The 15,439-nt window shown below is 71.3% G+C and carries 14 protein-coding genes and 1 tRNA gene; 10 read left to right on the top strand and 5 right to left on the bottom strand.

The genetic code is table 11. The features are described from left to right. Window positions 1-266 precede the first annotated feature (266 nt). On the bottom strand, window positions 267-1,580 hold the full coding sequence (locus M4J07_RS40535; protein ID WP_305128823.1) for a M6 family metalloprotease domain-containing protein: 1,314 nt from the start codon (window positions 1,578-1,580) through the stop codon (window positions 267-269). Between the two features lie 416 nt (window positions 1,581-1,996). On the opposite strand from M4J07_RS40535, the gene M4J07_RS40530 reads away from it, so the two are divergent. Continuing rightward, window positions 1,997-3,661 (top strand): putative bifunctional diguanylate cyclase/phosphodiesterase, encoded by a 1,665-nt coding sequence (locus tag M4J07_RS40530; protein ID WP_445276312.1) that lies wholly within the window; start codon window positions 1,997-1,999, stop codon window positions 3,659-3,661. Between the two features lie 248 nt (window positions 3,662-3,909). Here M4J07_RS40530 and M4J07_RS40525 read toward each other — a convergent pair whose 3' ends face one another. Then, entirely contained in the window at window positions 3,910-5,007 is a 1,098-nt protein-coding gene (locus tag M4J07_RS40525) for an LLM class flavin-dependent oxidoreductase (protein WP_374215174.1), read from the bottom strand. A 288-nt stretch (window positions 5,008-5,295) separates the two neighbouring features. Here M4J07_RS40525 and M4J07_RS40520 point away from each other — a divergent pair, with 288 nt between their 5' ends. Further along, window positions 5,296-6,219: an RNA polymerase sigma-70 factor gene (locus M4J07_RS40520; protein ID WP_255980881.1), complete on the top strand. Its 924-nt coding sequence runs from the start codon at window positions 5,296-5,298 to the stop codon at window positions 6,217-6,219. 30 nt (window positions 6,220-6,249) lie between these two features. Here the strand turns inward: M4J07_RS40520 and M4J07_RS40515 are convergent, their stop codons facing one another. Both M4J07_RS40515 and M4J07_RS40510 read right to left on the bottom strand, forming a co-directional pair. Continuing rightward, the gene (locus M4J07_RS40515; protein ID WP_255980873.1) at window positions 6,250-6,981 is read right to left on the bottom strand and encodes a maleate cis-trans isomerase family protein; all 732 of its coding nucleotides are present in this window, start codon (window positions 6,979-6,981) and stop codon (window positions 6,250-6,252) included. Beyond that, window positions 6,978-7,817 carry a maleate cis-trans isomerase family protein gene (locus M4J07_RS40510; protein ID WP_255980871.1) on the bottom strand — a complete coding sequence of 280 codons (840 nt, stop codon included), beginning with the start codon at window positions 7,815-7,817 and terminating at the stop codon, window positions 6,978-6,980. The genes M4J07_RS40515 and M4J07_RS40510 overlap by 4 nt, the downstream gene beginning before the upstream one ends. Before the next feature lie 167 nt (window positions 7,818-7,984). Here M4J07_RS40510 and M4J07_RS40505 point away from each other — a divergent pair, with 167 nt between their 5' ends. Together M4J07_RS40505 and M4J07_RS40500 are read left to right on the top strand one after the other, a co-directional pair. Then, window positions 7,985-9,004 (top strand): D-2-hydroxyacid dehydrogenase, encoded by a 1,020-nt coding sequence (locus M4J07_RS40505; protein ID WP_255980869.1) that lies wholly within the window; start codon window positions 7,985-7,987, stop codon window positions 9,002-9,004. Window positions 9,005-9,041: 37 nt separating this feature from the next. Next, window positions 9,042-10,448 carry an amidase gene (locus tag M4J07_RS40500; RefSeq protein WP_255980867.1) on the top strand — a complete coding sequence of 469 codons (1,407 nt, stop codon included), beginning with the start codon at window positions 9,042-9,044 and terminating at the stop codon, window positions 10,446-10,448. A gap of 81 nt (window positions 10,449-10,529) precedes the next feature. Here M4J07_RS40500 and M4J07_RS40495 read toward each other — a convergent pair whose 3' ends face one another. Further along, the gene (locus M4J07_RS40495; RefSeq protein ID WP_255980865.1) at window positions 10,530-11,039 is read right to left on the bottom strand and encodes a DUF3830 family protein; all 510 of its coding nucleotides are present in this window, start codon (window positions 11,037-11,039) and stop codon (window positions 10,530-10,532) included. Window positions 11,040-11,148: 109 nt separating this feature from the next. Between M4J07_RS40495 and ehuB the strand changes: the two genes are divergently transcribed. The 6 genes from ehuB (at window position 11,149) to M4J07_RS40465 (ending at window position 15,350) form a co-directional block, all read left to right on the top strand. Further along, window positions 11,149-12,057 carry an ectoine/hydroxyectoine ABC transporter substrate-binding protein EhuB gene (gene ehuB / locus M4J07_RS40490; protein WP_255980863.1) on the top strand — a complete coding sequence of 303 codons (909 nt, stop codon included), beginning with the start codon at window positions 11,149-11,151 and terminating at the stop codon, window positions 12,055-12,057. After that, a complete protein-coding gene (gene ehuC, locus M4J07_RS40485; RefSeq protein ID WP_255980861.1) occupies window positions 12,054-12,803 on the top strand; it encodes an ectoine/hydroxyectoine ABC transporter permease subunit EhuC in 750 nt (249 codons plus the stop codon). Before ehuB ends, ehuC begins: the two co-directional genes overlap by 4 nt. Next, window positions 12,800-13,468 (top strand): ectoine/hydroxyectoine ABC transporter permease subunit EhuD, encoded by a 669-nt coding sequence (gene ehuD, locus M4J07_RS40480; protein WP_255980859.1) that lies wholly within the window; start codon window positions 12,800-12,802, stop codon window positions 13,466-13,468. The genes ehuC and ehuD overlap by 4 nt, the downstream gene beginning before the upstream one ends. Further along, the gene (gene ehuA / locus M4J07_RS40475; RefSeq protein ID WP_255980857.1) at window positions 13,458-14,273 is read left to right on the top strand and encodes an ectoine/hydroxyectoine ABC transporter ATP-binding protein EhuA; all 816 of its coding nucleotides are present in this window, start codon (window positions 13,458-13,460) and stop codon (window positions 14,271-14,273) included. Before ehuD ends, ehuA begins: the two co-directional genes overlap by 11 nt. Window positions 14,274-14,445: 172 nt before the next feature. Continuing rightward, window positions 14,446-15,216: an IclR family transcriptional regulator gene (locus M4J07_RS40470; protein WP_255980855.1), complete on the top strand. Its 771-nt coding sequence runs from the start codon at window positions 14,446-14,448 to the stop codon at window positions 15,214-15,216. A gap of 60 nt (window positions 15,217-15,276) precedes the next feature. Next, window positions 15,277-15,350 (top strand) — tRNA-Lys (locus tag M4J07_RS40465). Window positions 15,351-15,439 lie beyond the last annotated feature (89 nt).

Genomic DNA, 15,439 nt, shown 5'->3' with positions numbered 1-15,439 from the left:
TGTATCCCGACCAGCTCGCCCCGGCGCCGGGAAACGGCTGGGGGTCCGGGGGTTACCCCCCGGGAAGACACAGCATCAGCGGGTCCGGGGTTCGAGTCCCTGGCGGCGCACAGACAACGAAAGGCCCCCGTGCAAACGGGGGCCTTTCGCGTAGCGCCCTTCAGGGGCGCGGGGAACTGCGCGACCAGCCCCCACCGGGCCGGCAGCCGAAGAGCCGGACGGCGAAGAGCACCCGCACCGGACCTGGCCGGACCGGACCGGACCGGTCAGCCTGTCGTCACCTTGACCGTCCAGGCGCCGGAGGCCGTGCGGTCCTCCGCCTCGATGCGGATCTTCTCCCCCGGCACCGTGAAGCTCTCCCCCAGCCCGACGGGCGCATCGGCGAGCGGCGGGTAGACCGAGTCCCCGTAACAGGCCTCACTGTCCGGATGGGCGTCGAGGACCTGGACCGGCCCCCCTCCGGAGGAGGAGTCGCTGCGGATCCGGTAGGCCAGCACCCCCTGCGTACAGGTCGCACTGTCATTGCCCCCGGCCCCCCGCGCCTCCAGCGCGACCGCACTGGACGGCCCCGTACGGACGACGGCCAGCTTGGTGCCGCCCCCCGTACCGAACGGCGCCCCCGCCGCCCGCGGCGCCGTGCTCAGCGGCTCCAGCGTCAGCCGCGTCACCCCGGTCCGTGTCACGCACGCCACCTGCCGCGGGTCCAGCCACCCCAGCTTCCACTTGTGCCAGCCGAAGAAGTCCGGCGCGAGCCCGAACTGGCTGCCCATGACGTCCCAGTCCCCGACGTACGTGTCCCAGTCGCCCTTGCCGTCGGACGGCCGGTGGTACAGGTCCGGGAGGTCGAAGACGTGACCCGTCTCGTGGGCCAGCACGTTGCGGTCCGGCGGATGCTGCTCGAAGACCGTGACGATGCGCCGGATGTCGGTGCCGTCGGCCCGCATCGGCCGGTCGAAGTTCACGACCTTCGTCGCGTCCGAGTCGACGCCCGGCGCGTCCGGGTCGGCGACGAAGTAGACGATGTCGTACTTGCTGAAGTCGGTGTGCGCGTCCGCCGCCTTCAGGGCGTCGCGCAGGTACGCGCTGCGGTTCGCCGCGTTCCAGTCACGCTGTATCGCGTACGAGGTCGAGTCCTGCGGCATCTCGATCCACTCGCGCTGCGGGTGCGGCACCAGGTGGAACTTGCCGTACGAGGCCCGGTCGAAGAACCGGCTCGTGGCCGGGAAGTAGTCGGCCGTCAGCTCCGCGGGCGTGGTCAGCGGCCGCGAGTCGGGGAACGAGAGGAAGACCATCACCGCGTCGAGCGTCCGCCGGGGCCGCGGGTACGCCGCGTTCCAGGTGTCAAGACCTTCGGAGTGGTGGGCCGGGGTGCGCTCCAGGGCGCAGGGGCCCGCGTAGGGGGCGGCGACCGCGGGGCCCGCGACCAGACCTGTGGCGGCCAGGGCGGTGAGAGCGGTCAGCGCCGCGGCGACGGTGCGCAGGCGGGGCTTGTCCACTCCCCCGAGTGGCTGCGGACGCGGCAAGTCGACCTCCGGGAGGGGAATGCGGGACACCCCACCCAGACTGTGGGCGTTTGCCATGGTTCGCCCTGTTTATCTGGCCCGGATGAGTGAGCCGACGACACCCCGAGCGATCACAGAACGTCACACGTGATCGAGGTGCGCAAGAACCGCGCTTCCTCACGAGCAGAAACGATCTGCCGTAGCGGAGTTCAGTCGTCCGGAACCCGCCCGCACCGTGGACAAGGCTGGATGGGCCGTCCGACCTGCCTCTATGATCGGCACACTTTCCTGCCGGGACCCGGCTGCACCAGACCACGCAACCAGACGACGCACTGCGGGAGCGAGCGGTGAGCGCACAGCCCGATGGGCCCACGACCGCGACGGAAGCGTCTCCACCAGGCCCGCGCGTCGAAGTCCTCACGGAGTGTGGCCGGACCGCGGTGAGCGGCCGGAGCTCCGCCTACGACGCGGCCTTCCTCGCCGCGCCCCTGGCCATGCTGGTCGTCGACCGCGCCGGCCTGATCGTCGGCGCCAACACCGCGGCGCTCGTCCTGCTGCGCGGCGAGGGCACCGAGCCGCTCACCGGCCGCGTCGCCGCCGATCTGCTCGACCTCTCCTCCGACCCGCGCACCTGGCACGCGTACCACGAGGTGCTGCGCGGCCGGGAGGCGCGGCTGTCCCGGACCCGCCGCATCAAGCACGCGGCGGGCCACTCCCTGTGGGTACGGGTGACGGTGTCGCCGGTGCCGGGCGCCGAGGTCGTCCTGCTCTCGCTCACCGACATCAGCGCCCGCCGTGAACTCCAGGCCCGGCTGCGGCACTTGCAGATGCACGACCCGGTGACGAAGCTGGCCAACCGGGCCCTGTTCTTCGAGCGGCTGTCGGCCGCCCTGGAGGCGGGGGCGTACGAGGGCACGGGCGCCACCGGCCGGGTCGGGCTGTGCTACCTCGACCTCGACGGCTTCAAGGCGGTCAACGACACCCTCGGCCACCACGTCGGCGACCGGCTGCTCGCGGCCGTCGCCCAGCGCCTCACGCACTGCGCGGACCGGGCCGGGCACGCCACGGGCGCGCCGCTGGTGGCCCGGCTCGGCGGCGACGAGTTCGCGCTGCTCGTGGAGGACTCGACCGGTACGGAGCAGGTGGCCGCGCTGGCGGAGGCCGCGCTCAAGGCGCTCCAGGAACCCTTCGACCTGTCCGGCCGGCGGCTCTCGGTGTCGGCGTCGATCGGTGTCGTCGAGCGGCACGTCGCGGAGACGACGAGCACGGGTCTGATGCAGGCCGCCGACACCACGCTGTACTGGGCGAAGGCCGACGGCAAGGCCCGCTGGACGCTCTTCGACCCGGAGCGCAACGCGCACCTGATGACCCGGCAGGCCCTCTCCTCGGGGCTGCGGCCCGCCGTCGAGCGCGGCGAGTTCGTCCTGGAGTACCAGCCGCTGGTGCGGCTGGAGGACGGGCGGCTGCGGGGGGTGGAGGCGCTGGTGCGGTGGCGGCACCCGCAGTTCGGGCTCCTGACGCCGAATCGGTTCGTCGGGCTCGCCGAGGAGGACGGCTCCATCGTGCAGCTGGGGCGGTGGGTGCTGCGGACCGCGTGCGCGCAGGCGCGGCGCTGGCAGCTGGAGCATCCCGGGGTGCCGCCGGTCTTCGTGAGCGTGAACGTGGCGGTGCGCCAGGTGTGGGACTCGGATCTGGTGGCCGATGTGGCGCAGATCCTGGAGGAGACCCAACTCGCGCCTGAGCTGCTGCAGTTGGAGCTCACCGAGTCGGCCGTGATGGGCTCGGCCGGGCGGCCGCTGCAGGCGCTCCAGGCGCTCAGCGACATGGGGGTGCACATCGCCATCGACGACTTCGGCACCGGCTACTCGAACCTCGCGTACCTGAGCCGTCTGCCGGTGTCCGTGCTGAAGCTGGACGGCTCGTTCGTGCGCGGGTTCCAGGACGGCGGGGACACGCCGTCGGACCCCGCGGACGCGGTGATCGTGGAGGCGATGGTGCAGCTGGCGCACCGGCTCGGCCTGACCGTGACCGCGGAGTGCGTGGAGACGGCCGAACAGGCCGACCGGCTGCGCCGGATCGGCTGCGACACAGGACAGGGCTGGCTGTACTCGCGGCCCGTGGCGGCGGAGCGCATCTCCGGGATGCTGGCGGAGCGCTAGGGCCTGTCGTCACACTCGCGTCGTCGCCCGAAGGGCGGCCCCGCGGTGTCTGGTGCGTGCGATCGCAAGGCGCCGGAAGGTCCTCGTAGCGGAGCTACTCAGGCCTTTCGGCAACGCCGCGAGCGTGCGTGCCAGACACCGCGGGGCAGACGGGAGTGTGACGACAGGCCCTTAGGGCCTGCCTGACACCGGCCGGACAGCACGAAGGCGCCGCCCGCACGGGCGGCGCCTTCGTCGTCCGGTCGGTGTCAGGCCGTCGGCAGCCCGTAGGCGTCGGCGATGAGTTCGTACGAGCGCAGGCGTACGTCGCCGCTGTGGGCGTTGGCCGTGAGCATCAGCTCGTCGGCGCCGGTGCGCTTGTGGAGGTCGTCGAGTCCTGAGCGGACCTCGTCGACGGTGCCGTGGATGACGTTGGAGTTCCAGGAACGGATGAAGTCGCGCTCCATCTCGTTGAACTGGTGGGCCTCCGCCTCCTCGGGCGTCGGGACCAGACCCGGGCGGCCGGTGCGCAGGCGGACCATGTTGAGGGCGGCGGCCATCACCTGGCGGCGGGCCTCGGTGCCGTCGTCGTCGGTCGCGAGCGCGGAGACGCCGATGAGGGCGTACGGCTTGTCCAGCACCTCGGACGGCTGGAAGGACTCGCGGTACAGGTCGAGCGCCGGGACCGTGTTCTGCGCCGAGAAGTGGTGGGCGAACGCGAACGGCAGGCCGAGGACACCGGCGAGGCGGGCGCTGAAGCCGGAGGAGCCGAGCAGCCACAGCGGCGGCCGGTGCGGGTCCTGGACGCCGCCGGGCGAGGTGGCCTGGACCGGTCCCGGCACCGCGTGGATGCGGGCGTAGGGGTGGCCGTCGGGGAAGTCGTCGTCGAGGAAGCGGGTCAGCTCGGCGAGCTGCTGCGGGAAGTCGTCCGCGCCCTCGTTCAGGCGGTCGCTGCGGCGCAGGGCGGCGGCGGTGGCGCCGTCGGTGCCCGGGGCGCGGCCGAGGCCGAGGTCGACGCGGCCCGGGGCCAGGGCCTCCAGGGTGCCGAACTGCTCGGCGATGACGAGCGGGGCGTGGTTGGGCAGCATGACGCCGCCGGAGCCGAGCCGGATGCGGTCGGTGTGGGCGGCCAGGTGGGCCAGGATCACGGCGGGGCTGCTGGAGGCGACGCCCGGCATCGAGTGGTGCTCGGCGACCCAGTAGCGGTGGAAACCGCGGCGCTCCGCGAGGCGGGCGATGTCGACGCTGGTCCGCAGGGCCTGCGTGGCGGTGCGGCCCGCTCCGACGGTGACCAGGTCCAGGACCGAGAGGGGCGTCGGGGCGGTGCCGTGGATTGCGCCGCGGATCTCGTCGGGGGTGGCCGGCACGGAGTCCTCCTGCATGCGTACGTGGGGTGGGACCACCTGGTAACGGAGGGAGTCTCCGCTTTATTCCCCGCAGGCGGTCCGGGCGGAGGAACCGGCGGATGTCACAGGAGCGGGCGCCGTCTCGTCCCAGGGGTGGGGCCGGCCCCACGCCCCTGCGAACTGCGCGTCCCGCACCACGGGTTGTGAGGAGTCGGCCGATCATGGAAGGTGAGGAGGGTCCATGAGGATCATGGGCGGAGACCGTCATGGGGGGCGATCGTGCGGATGTCCGACGACCGGGACGCGGGGATGAGCAGGACCGAGGAGTTCCAGGAGCTGCGGCCCCTGCTGTTCTCCGTCGCGTACCGGATCCTGGGCAGTGTCAGCGAGGCGGAGGACGCGGTGCAGGAGACCTGGCTGCGCTTCGAGGCCAGCGGGACCGAGCCGCGTTCGGTCAAGGCGTTCCTCTCCGCGACGGTGACCCGGATCTCCGTCGACGTCCTGCGTTCGGCGCGGGTGCGGCGGGAGGCGTACGTCGGTCCGTGGTTCCCGGAGCCGCTGCTCGACGACCCCTACGAGGACCCGGCGCGCTCGGCCGAGCTGGCCGACTCCGTGTCGATGGCGGCCCTGCTGCTCCTGGAGCGGCTCAGCCCGCTGGAGCGCGCGGTCTTCGTGCTGCGGGAGGTGTTCGACTTCGGCTACCCCGAGGTGGCCTCGGCCGTGGGGCGCTCGGAGGCGGCCTGCCGGCAGCTGGCGGCGCGGGCGCGGCAGCACATGACCGAGGGCCGGCCCCGCTTCGAGGCGGACCGCAGGGAGCGCGACGAGCTGGCGTCCCGGTTCTTCGACGCGCTGCGCCAGGGCGACGTCGGTGAGCTGCAGGACCTGCTCGCGGCCGACGTGTCGCTGGTCGGCGACGGCGGCGGCAAGACCCCGCAGCTGTCCAGGACCGTGACGGGCGCCGAGAAGGTGGCCCGCCTGGTCGGCACCACGTTCGAGATGATGGCCCGCGTCGACGTGACCTGGGAGCCGCAGGAGGTCAACGGGGCACCCGGCGCGCTCATGCGGGACGCCGACGGCAGGGTCCTCAACGCGATGGTGCTCGACGTGCTCGACGGCCGGGTCCAGGCGATCCGCCTGGTCAACAACCCGGACAAGCTCGCCCACCTGGGCCCGGTCGCCGACGCCTGGGCCGTCCACCACGAGGTGCGGAAGGCGCGCCGCGAGGCCAGGTGAGGGTCGGGAACAGAAGCTTGACGGCAGGCCCTAGACCTGGACCACCGGTTCCTTCGTGAACAGGGCGCCGAGTGCCGGGGCGTTGACCCGGCGGTCGACCAGGCGCAGGGCCTCCCACACCGTGACCTGGTTGGCGGTGAGGACCGGCTTGCCGAGCTCCTGCTCCAGGTCACGGACGTACGCGGCCGTGTGCAGGGCCGTGTCGGGCAGCAGCACCGCGTCCGCGTCCGGGTGGTCGCCCGCCCGGGCCATCGCGAGGACCTCGTCCCACCCCCACGTCCCGACCTCGGCGGCGGTGATGATGCCGCTGCCGCGCACCGAGAGGACCTCGGCGCCGGCCGCCTTGAGGAACGTGGCGAAGTGTCCCGCGACGTCCTCCGGGTACGTCGCGGCGACGGCGACCCGCCGCGCCCCGACCTCCCCGATCGCGTGCGCGAAGGCGAAGGACGTGCTGGAGGCGGGCAGCCCGGCGGCCCGGGCGAGGGAACGGACCTGCTCGTGCGCGCCCTCCCAGCCGAAGACGAAGCTGCCCGAGGTGCACGCCCAGACGACCGCCTCCGCGCCGGAGAGCCGCAGCTCCTCCACGCCGGCGGCGAGCCGCTCGGGCGCGCCCATCTCCAGGAGCGCGTCGACGCGGTGCGCGTCCTCACCGATGTCGGTGTGCACGACGGGCAGCCGTACGTCGCTGTCGATCAGCATCTCGATCCGCGGGTAGTCGTCCTCCGCGGAGTGTCCGGGGTAGAGAAATCCGAGCGCGGTCATGACCGTCCCTCCTGTCCCTCCGGAAGTTCCGGAAGACCGTGTCCTGGCGGGAGCCCGTGCTCCGGTGGGAGCCCGTGCCCCGGCAGGGGCCACTGCCGTCGCGCCGCCGGGTCGAGCAGCGCCTGGTACGGCCCCACGGCACGGGTACCCAGCCGGGCGAGGGCTGCCCACATCGTGACCTGGTTGGCCGAGATCACCGGCATCCGCAGCTCCGCCTCCAGCTGCGGGATGACGTCGTAGGTGGGCAGGTTCGTACAGCTGATGAAGAGCGCGTCGGCCACGCCGCGCACGGCCTCCCTGGCCATCCTGGCGACGTCGCGGTAGGGCACCTTCCAGATGTGCCGGGTCAGGCCGAGGTAGGCGCGTCCGGTGACGACGATGCCCGCCTCGGCCAGGTACTCCTCCAGCGACTCGGTCACCGAGCGCGTATAGGGGGTCACCAGGGCGATCCGTCGCGCGCCCAGCTCGACGAGCGCTTCGAGGAGCGCGCCGGACGTGGTGAGCGCGGGCAGTTCCCCGGAGCGGCGCATCGCCTCGCACATGGCGCGCTCGCCGGCGATGCCACCGACGAAGCTGCCCGAGGTGCAGGCGTACGCGAGGACTTCCGGTTCGGCGGCGCCGAGCGCCCGGACCGCCTCGCCGAGCGTCTCGTGCTCGCTGACCAGGCGGGCCAGGTCGAGGCTGACCTCGACGGGGACGAACGGCGTGCGCGTGAGGTGGAGGGAGACATCGTCGGGTACCCAGCGCCACAGCTCGCGGTCCAGGGCGAAGTCGAACGGTGCGACGACGCCCACGCCGCGCTGCGGCTGCGGTCCCCCAAGGAATGAGACGTCCATGAGAAGGCCCCAAGTTCAGCTGACGTGATATCTGCCGGTGCGGTGCAAAGCCGGCGAACCGCCGGGACGTCGGGACAGCGAAGAAGGGCGGGCGGTCCGCTCGGTTCGCGCGCGGAGCACCCCTGTTGACGAAGGTAGGTTCAGGTGCCAGCGTGGTCAATCCGCGCATGTCAGAAGGGTTCGATCTGTCTACCCAGGAAAGCGGAGTTTCGTTGCGAAACGATGTCCCGGCCGTTCCGACCGTGCTCGTTCTGGACGCAGGGCCCACGGAGCCGGCACCCCGGCTCGGCAGTCTCACGGGCCGCGCCCGGGTCCTGCACGCCGCCGACGCGGACGGGCTGCGTGACCGGCTTCCCGCCGCCGACGTCCTGCTGGTGTGGGACTTCTTCTCCGACGCGGTACGGGCCGCGTGGCCGGGCGAGGGGCCGCGGCCGCGCTGGGTGCACACCGCGAGCGCGGGCGTCGACCGGCTGATGTTTCCCGAACTCGTCGACTCCGACGCCGTGTTGACCAATGCGCGAGGCGTCTTCGACGCCCCGATCGCCGAGTACGTCGCCGCGCTGGTGCTCGCGATGGGCAAGGACCTGCCGCGCACGCTGGAGCTGCAGGCGCGGCGCGAGTGGCGCCACCGCGAGTCGCAGCGCATCGCCGGGACCCGGGCCTGCGTGGTCGGTTCGGGCCCGATCGGGCACGCGATCGAGCGGCAGCTCAAGGCGCTCGGCATCGTCACGGCGCTGGTGGGGCGGCGGGCGCGGGCCGGGGTGCACGGCCCCGCCGACCTGGACCGGCTGCTCGCCCGCGCCGACTGGGTGGTGTGCGCGGCGCCGCTCACGGAGGACACCCGCGGCATGTTCGACGCGCGCCGGTTCGGCGTGATGCAGCCGTCGGCCCGCTTCATCAACATCGGCCGGGGCGCGCTCGTCGTGGAGCCCGACCTGGTCGCCGCCCTGGAGAAACGATGGATCAGGGGTGCGGCGCTCGACGTCTTCGAGCACGAGCCGCTGCCGCAGGACAGTCCGCTGTGGACGGCGCCCGGGCTGCTGGTCTCGCCGCACATGAGCGGGGACACGGTGGGCTGGCGGGACGAACTCGGGCGCCAGTTCCTGGAGTTGTACGGCCGCTGGGAGACCGGCCGGCCGCTGATGAATGTAGTCGACAAGAAACGTGGGTATGTCCCCGGGAACTGATCGCCGCACTGCACCGTAGCTTCGCCGTGGAGGACGGATGACGACCGAGCTCACCGGACTGACCGCACAGGATCTCGTCGACGGCTACCGCAAGGGCGAGTTCAGCCCCGTCGACGCCACCCGGGCCGTGCTCGCCCGGATCGAGGAGACCGAGCCCGCGCTGAACGCGTTCGTGCGGGTCGACGCGGAGGGCGCCCTCGCCGAGGCCGGGGCCAGTGCGGAGCGATGGCGGCGCGGTGAGCCGCAGGGTCTGCTCGACGGGGTGCCGGTGACGGTGAAGGACATCCTGCTGCAGCGCGGCGCGCCCACGATGCGGGGCTCCAAGTCAACTCGTACGCAGGGGACTTGGCTGGAGGACGCGCCCTCGGTGGCCCGGCTGCGGGAGCACGGCGCCGTCTTCGTCGGCAAGACCACCACGCCCGAGTTCGGCTGGAAGGGCGTCACCGACTCGCCGCTGTCGGGCGTGACCCGCAATCCGTACGACACCGCGCGCACGGCCGGCGGTTCGAGCGGCGGCAGCGCGGCGGCGGTCGCGGTGGGCGCGGGACCGCTGTCGCTGGGCACCGACGGCGGCGGCTCGGTGCGCATCCCCGCCGCCTTCTGCGGGATCTTCGGACTGAAGCCGACGTACGGGCGGGTGCCGCTGTACCCGGCGTCCGCGTTCGGCACGCTGGCGCACGTGGGTCCGATGACGCGGACCGCGGCCGACGCCGCGCTGATGCTCGACGTGATCTCCGGCGCCGACCCCCGGGACTGGTCGGCGCTCGGCCCCGCGCCCGGCAGCTTCCGGGACGGGCTGCGCGACGGGGTCCGGGGACTGCGGGTGGCGTTCTCGCCGACGCTGGGCGGGCAGGTCGCGGTACGGCCGGGGGTGGCGTCGGCGGTACGGCACGCGGTGACGCGGCTCGCCGGGCTCGGCGCGTACGTGGAGGAGGTCGACCCCGACTTCACGGATCCGGTCGAGGCGTTCCACACACTGTGGTTCAGCGGGGCGGCCCGGGTGACGCAGCAACTGTCGTCGGCACAGCGGGAGTTGCTGGACCCCGGGCTGCAGGAGATCTGCGCGCAGGGAGCCCGGTACAGCGCGCTGGACTACCTGGCGGCGGTGGACGTCCGGATGGAGCTGGGCCGCCGCATGGGCGTCTTCCACTCCACCTACGACGTGCTGCTGACGCCGTCACTGCCGATCACCGCGTTCGAGGCGGGCGCTGAGGTGCCGAAGGGGTCGGGCCTGCGGCGCTGGACGGGCTGGACCCCGTTCACGTACCCCTTCAACCTGACCCAGCAGCCGGCCGCCTCGGTGCCGGTGGGGGTGGACGGGACGGACGGGGACGGGTTGCCGGTGGGCCTGCAGGTGGTGGGGGCGCGGCATGCGGACGGGCTGGTGCTGCGGGTGGCGCATGCGCTGTACGAGTCCGGCGCCGCGGGAATCAGCGCCCCATGAGGGGCGCGGGGAACTGCGCGGCCGGCCACGACGGCGCCGCACCCGCGACCGCATCGGACGCCCCTACGGCGCGAGGGCACCTCATACACGCCGGAATCCCAGCGTCTCCCCCGCCGCCCCGTTCCGCCACAGGTCCTGGCAGGCCGCCGCCATCTCGTCCAGGCCCTCGACCACCTGACCCCACACGATGCCGGGCACCCACCCCACGTCCCCGTTCAACAACAGGTTGTTCCGCTCGTAGAACAGCGCGAGGTCGATGACGGGAGTTCCGGCGTCGACGCCGGCGCCCGATCCGTAGCCGTACGACTGCGACCCCAACTGCGTACCGTTGAAGGAGAAATAGCAGAGGTCACCCGGAATGGGCGTCACCGTCGGATTCTCCAGCGGTGGCTCCTGTTCCGCGAATGCCGGGAACAGGGCATAGATCTCGTTGCGCGCGTATTTGGCGTGATAGACGTCGGACCCGAGCGGCAGCGCGTCCCACACCGCCGCGCAGGTCAGCGGCGCCCGGTCGACGAGCAGTCTCGCCGTACAGGTAACGCCCCTTTTGGCCAGGGAGACTTCGATGTACCGGTCCTGATTCGCAGCCATACGTCCCATGGTCGGCCTCATCCACCCCTCCCGGTCAAGACCGCCTCGCCCGTACCCGGGGCGCGAATTGATCGGCATAGGTTGAGTCGGGCCGGGTAGCCGCGCGCCCATGGCTCCACCAACTGAGACACGGACGAACGAGATAGCGGGAAAACGACCTCTACGCAGACGATCACTGCTTTTCGGCGCGGGAGCGCTGGGCGCGACGGGCGCTCTCGGCGCGGCCGGCTGCAGCCGTGTTCCGGACGGCGACACCCTCGCCCGGCTGCAGGGCCAGGGCACGGTGCGCCTGGGCATCGCGGGCGAGGTGCCGTACGGCTACATCGACGACTCGGGCGAGTTCACGGGCGAGGCGGTGGAGCTGGCGAAGGTCATCTTCAAGCGGCTCGGCGTCGGCCACGTCCAGCCCGTCGCCACCGACTTCGCCTCCCTGATCCCCGGCCTGAAGACGCAGCAGTTCGACGTCGTCTCCGCCGGGATGTACATCAACAAGGACCGGTGCCAGCAGGTCATCTTCGCGGACCCGGAGTACCAGATGCTGGACTCCTTCATCGTGGCCAAGGGCAACCCGAAGGACCTGCACGACTACGCGGACTGCGTGAAGGCCAAGGCCAAGATCGGCACCGGCACCGGCTACGCGGAGATCGCGTACGCCGTCGAAGCCGGTTACAAAGAGGCCGACATCGTGATCCTCCAGGACCAGGTGGCCGGTCTGAACGCCGTCGAGTCGGGCCGGATCGACGTCTTCGCGGGCACCGCCCTGACGACCCGCGAAGTCACCAAGAAGAGCCGCAAGGCCGACCACACCGAGCCGTTCGCGCCGCTGGTCGGCGGGAAGAAGCACGTCGACGGCGGCGGCTTCACCTTCCGCCCCAACGACACGAAGCTGCGCGACGCCTTCAACGTCGAGATCCACAAGATGAAGAAGAGCGGTGAACTGTTCCGGATTCTCCAGCCGTTCGGTTTCACGAAGGCGGAGATGACGACGCTGACCGCCAAGGAGCTGTGCCGACAATGACCTCCGGACTGTGGGAACACTGGGTACTGCCCGGCATCTGGATCACGATCCAGCTCACCATCTACAGCGCGGCGCTGGCGACGGTCGTGGCGTTCGGCGTCGGGATGGCGCGCACGCACCGGCTGTGGATCGTGCGGTTCGTGGCCGGCGTCTACACCGAGATCTTCCGGGGCACGTCTGCCCTGGTCCTGATGTTCTGGATCTTCTTCGTCCTGCCGCAGATAGCCGGCTGGTCGCTCGTCCCGATGTGGGCGGCGGTCCTCGCGCTCGGCCTGTCCTACGGCGCCTACGGTGCGGAGATCGTCCGCGGCGCGCTGAACGCGGTGGCGCCGGCCCAGCGCGAGGCGGGGGTCGCGCTGAGCTTCACGCCGTGGCAGCGGATGCGGCTGATCCTGCTGCCGCAGGCCGTGCCGGAGATGATCCCGCCGTTCAGCAACCTCCTCATCGAGCTGCTCAAGGGCACCGCCCTCGTCTCGCTGCTCGGCATCGGTGACGTGTCCTTCGCGGCGTACCTGGTGCGTCTGGCGACGACGGAGAGCGCGGAGATCTACTCGCTCACCCTCGTCATCTACTTCGTGATCGCGTTCGTGCTGACGCGTGGGATGCGTGCGCTGGAGCGCAAGACCAAGGCGGGGATCGGACAGCGTCCCGCGGCCGGGAACGGAATCATGGGCAGCAAGCTCAACATGCGTCAGACGACGGACGTGTCGAAGGTCCCGGCGAGCTCGGGAGGTGGCGGCGCATGATCACCACTGCCGCATCCACCTGGGACTGGTCGGCCGTCGGCGACTTCATGCCGCACTTCTGGGACGGCCTGCTGGTCACGCTCCAGGCGCTGGTCCTCGGCTCACTGATCTCCTTCAGCCTCGGCCTGGTCTGGGCGCTCGCCTTCCGGGCGCCGACCCGTTTCGTCAGATGGCCGGTCGGGCTCGTCACGGAGTTCATCCGCAACACCCCGCTCCTGGTCCAGCTCTTCTTCCTCTACTTCGTACTGCCGGACTGGGGCATCCAGTTCTCCGCGCTCACCACGGGTGTGGTGGCGATCGGCCTGCACTACTCGACGTACACCGCGCAGGTCTACCGCGCGGGCATCGAGGCGGTCCCGGCCGGCCAGTGGGAGGCCGCCCGCGCGCTCAGCCTGTCCTACCGCAAGACGTGGACCGCGGTGATCCTGCCGCAGGCGATCCGCCGCGTCGTGCCGGCGCTCGGCAACTACGTCGTGGCGATGCTGAAGGACACCCCGCTGCTCGCGGGCATCGGCGTCCTGGAGCTGCTGCAGCGCTCGCGCCTGGAGGCGGCCCAGACGTTCCAGTACACGGAGGCCCTCACGGTCGTCGGTGTCGCCTTCATCGTCATCTCCTACACCGCATCCCTTCTTCTCCGATCCCTGGAGCGCCGCCTTGTCCACTGACACGAACCTCTCCAACGAACAGCCCAATCCCAAGGTGGACGGGAGCGAGCTGATCCGCTTCGACAAGGTCGTGAAGCGGTTCGGCGGCAACACCGTCCTCGACGAGCTGGACTTCTCGGTCGCCTCTGGCAAGCACGTGACGCTGATCGGCCCGTCCGGCTCCGGCAAGACGACGATCCTCCGTCTCCTGATGACCCTGATCAAGCCGGACCAGGGCACGATCAAGGTGAACGGCGACTACCTCACGCACGAGGAGAAGAACGGCAGCCTGGTCCCGGCCGGCGAGAAGCACGTCCGCGAGGTCCGCAAGAACATCGGCATGGTGTTCCAGCAGTTCAACCTGTTCCCGAACATGAAGGTGCTCAGGAACATCACCGAGGCGCCGGTCACCGTGCTCGGCCTGTCGAAGGACGAGGCGGAGGAGCGGGCCCGCGAGCTGCTCGACATGGTCGGGCTCGGCGACCGCTGCGACGCGTACCCGACGCAGCTGTCCGGTGGCCAGCAGCAGCGGGTCGCCATCGCGCGGGCGCTGGCTATGCGGCCGCAGGTGCTGCTCCTCGACGAGGTGACGTCGGCGCTCGACCCGGAGCTGGTGGCGGGGGTCCTTGACGTCCTCAGGGACATCGCGCACACCACGGACATCACCATGCTCTGCGTGACCCACGAGATGAACTTCGCTCGGGACATCTCGGACCAGGTACTGATGTTCGACGCGGGCCGGGTCATCGAGTCCGGATCTCCGGACAAGATCTTCAGCGACCCGGAGCACGAGCGCACGCGGGAATTCCTGAGCGCGGTCCTGTGACCAGCCGCTCACGCAATGGAGCATGACTTTGGCATATGCCAGGGTGGCGCGTTCCAGCTGAGAGCCACGGAACGCGCCACCAATCTCGCCAACATCCGCCCCGAATGGGTGCGTTGACGGCTATCGTGGACGCAGCCCAGCTGTCCGGAACCGTTCCATGCAGGGGGATCCCGTGGCGCTGAAGCACGAACCGGATGCGTCCTCGCATCAGCCGCACCAGTCGGTGCAGCACGCTCTGCGCGTGCTGGAGACCGTCGCCCACCGTGGCGTCGGTGTCACCGACACGGAGCTGGCGCGCGTGTCCGGTCTGCCCGCCGACCAGCTCACCGCTCTCCTGCGCATGCTGCGCCGCGAGGGCTATGTCCAGCAGACCGCCGACGGCGCGTACGTCACGGGCGAGACCCTGACCAGGCTCAGCTCGGCCGACGGCCGCGAGGCCGCCCTCACCGCCAAGCTCCAGATCACGCTCGACGAGCTCCGGGACACCGTGGGCGCGGCGGTCTACATCAGCCGGTACATCGACGGCGAGGTCCGCGTCACCCAGTACGCGGCGGGGCCCGAGGCCCCCGCGGTGAACGAGTGGGTGGACTTCCGCGTCTCGGCGCACGCCAGCGCGGTCGGCAAGAGCCTCCTCGGCCAGCTCGACCTGAACGGCAGGCGGGACCACCTCTCCCGCCACAAGATGGCCCGCCTCACCTCGCGCACCATCACGAACGAGCGGATCCTGCTCTCCAAGCTGGCCGCCCAGCCGGCGACGGTCCCGGTCCTGGACCTCCAGGAGTACGCGGTCGGCACGGTCTGCGCGGCGGTCCCCATCACGGCCGGCGCCGCGGTCGGCTGCCTGGCCCTCTCCCTCCCGGTCGAACACGCCCACCGCCTCCACCACGCGGCCGACCGCCTGAACAAGGGCGCGGCCCCGGTCCTCCTCTCCCTGGCCATCTGACCCCACCCACGGTTGGTCAGAAGCACCCCTCAGGGCCAGGTATTATTTACGAGTCAGCAAGCGCCGCTAGCTCAGTTGGTTAGAGCAGCTGACTCTTAATCAGCGGGTCCGGGGTTCGAGTCCCTGGCGGCGCACAGACAACGAAAGGCCCCCGTGCGAACGGGGGCCTTTCGCGTAGCGCCCTTCAGGGGCGCGGGGAACTGCGCGACCAGCCCCCACCGGG

The sequence above is a fragment of the Streptomyces longispororuber genome (genome assembly GCF_024448165.1).
Lineage (GTDB): Bacteria > Actinomycetota > Actinomycetes > Streptomycetales > Streptomycetaceae > Streptomyces > Streptomyces longispororuber_A.
This window is presented reverse-complemented; position numbering and strand designations above follow the sequence as displayed.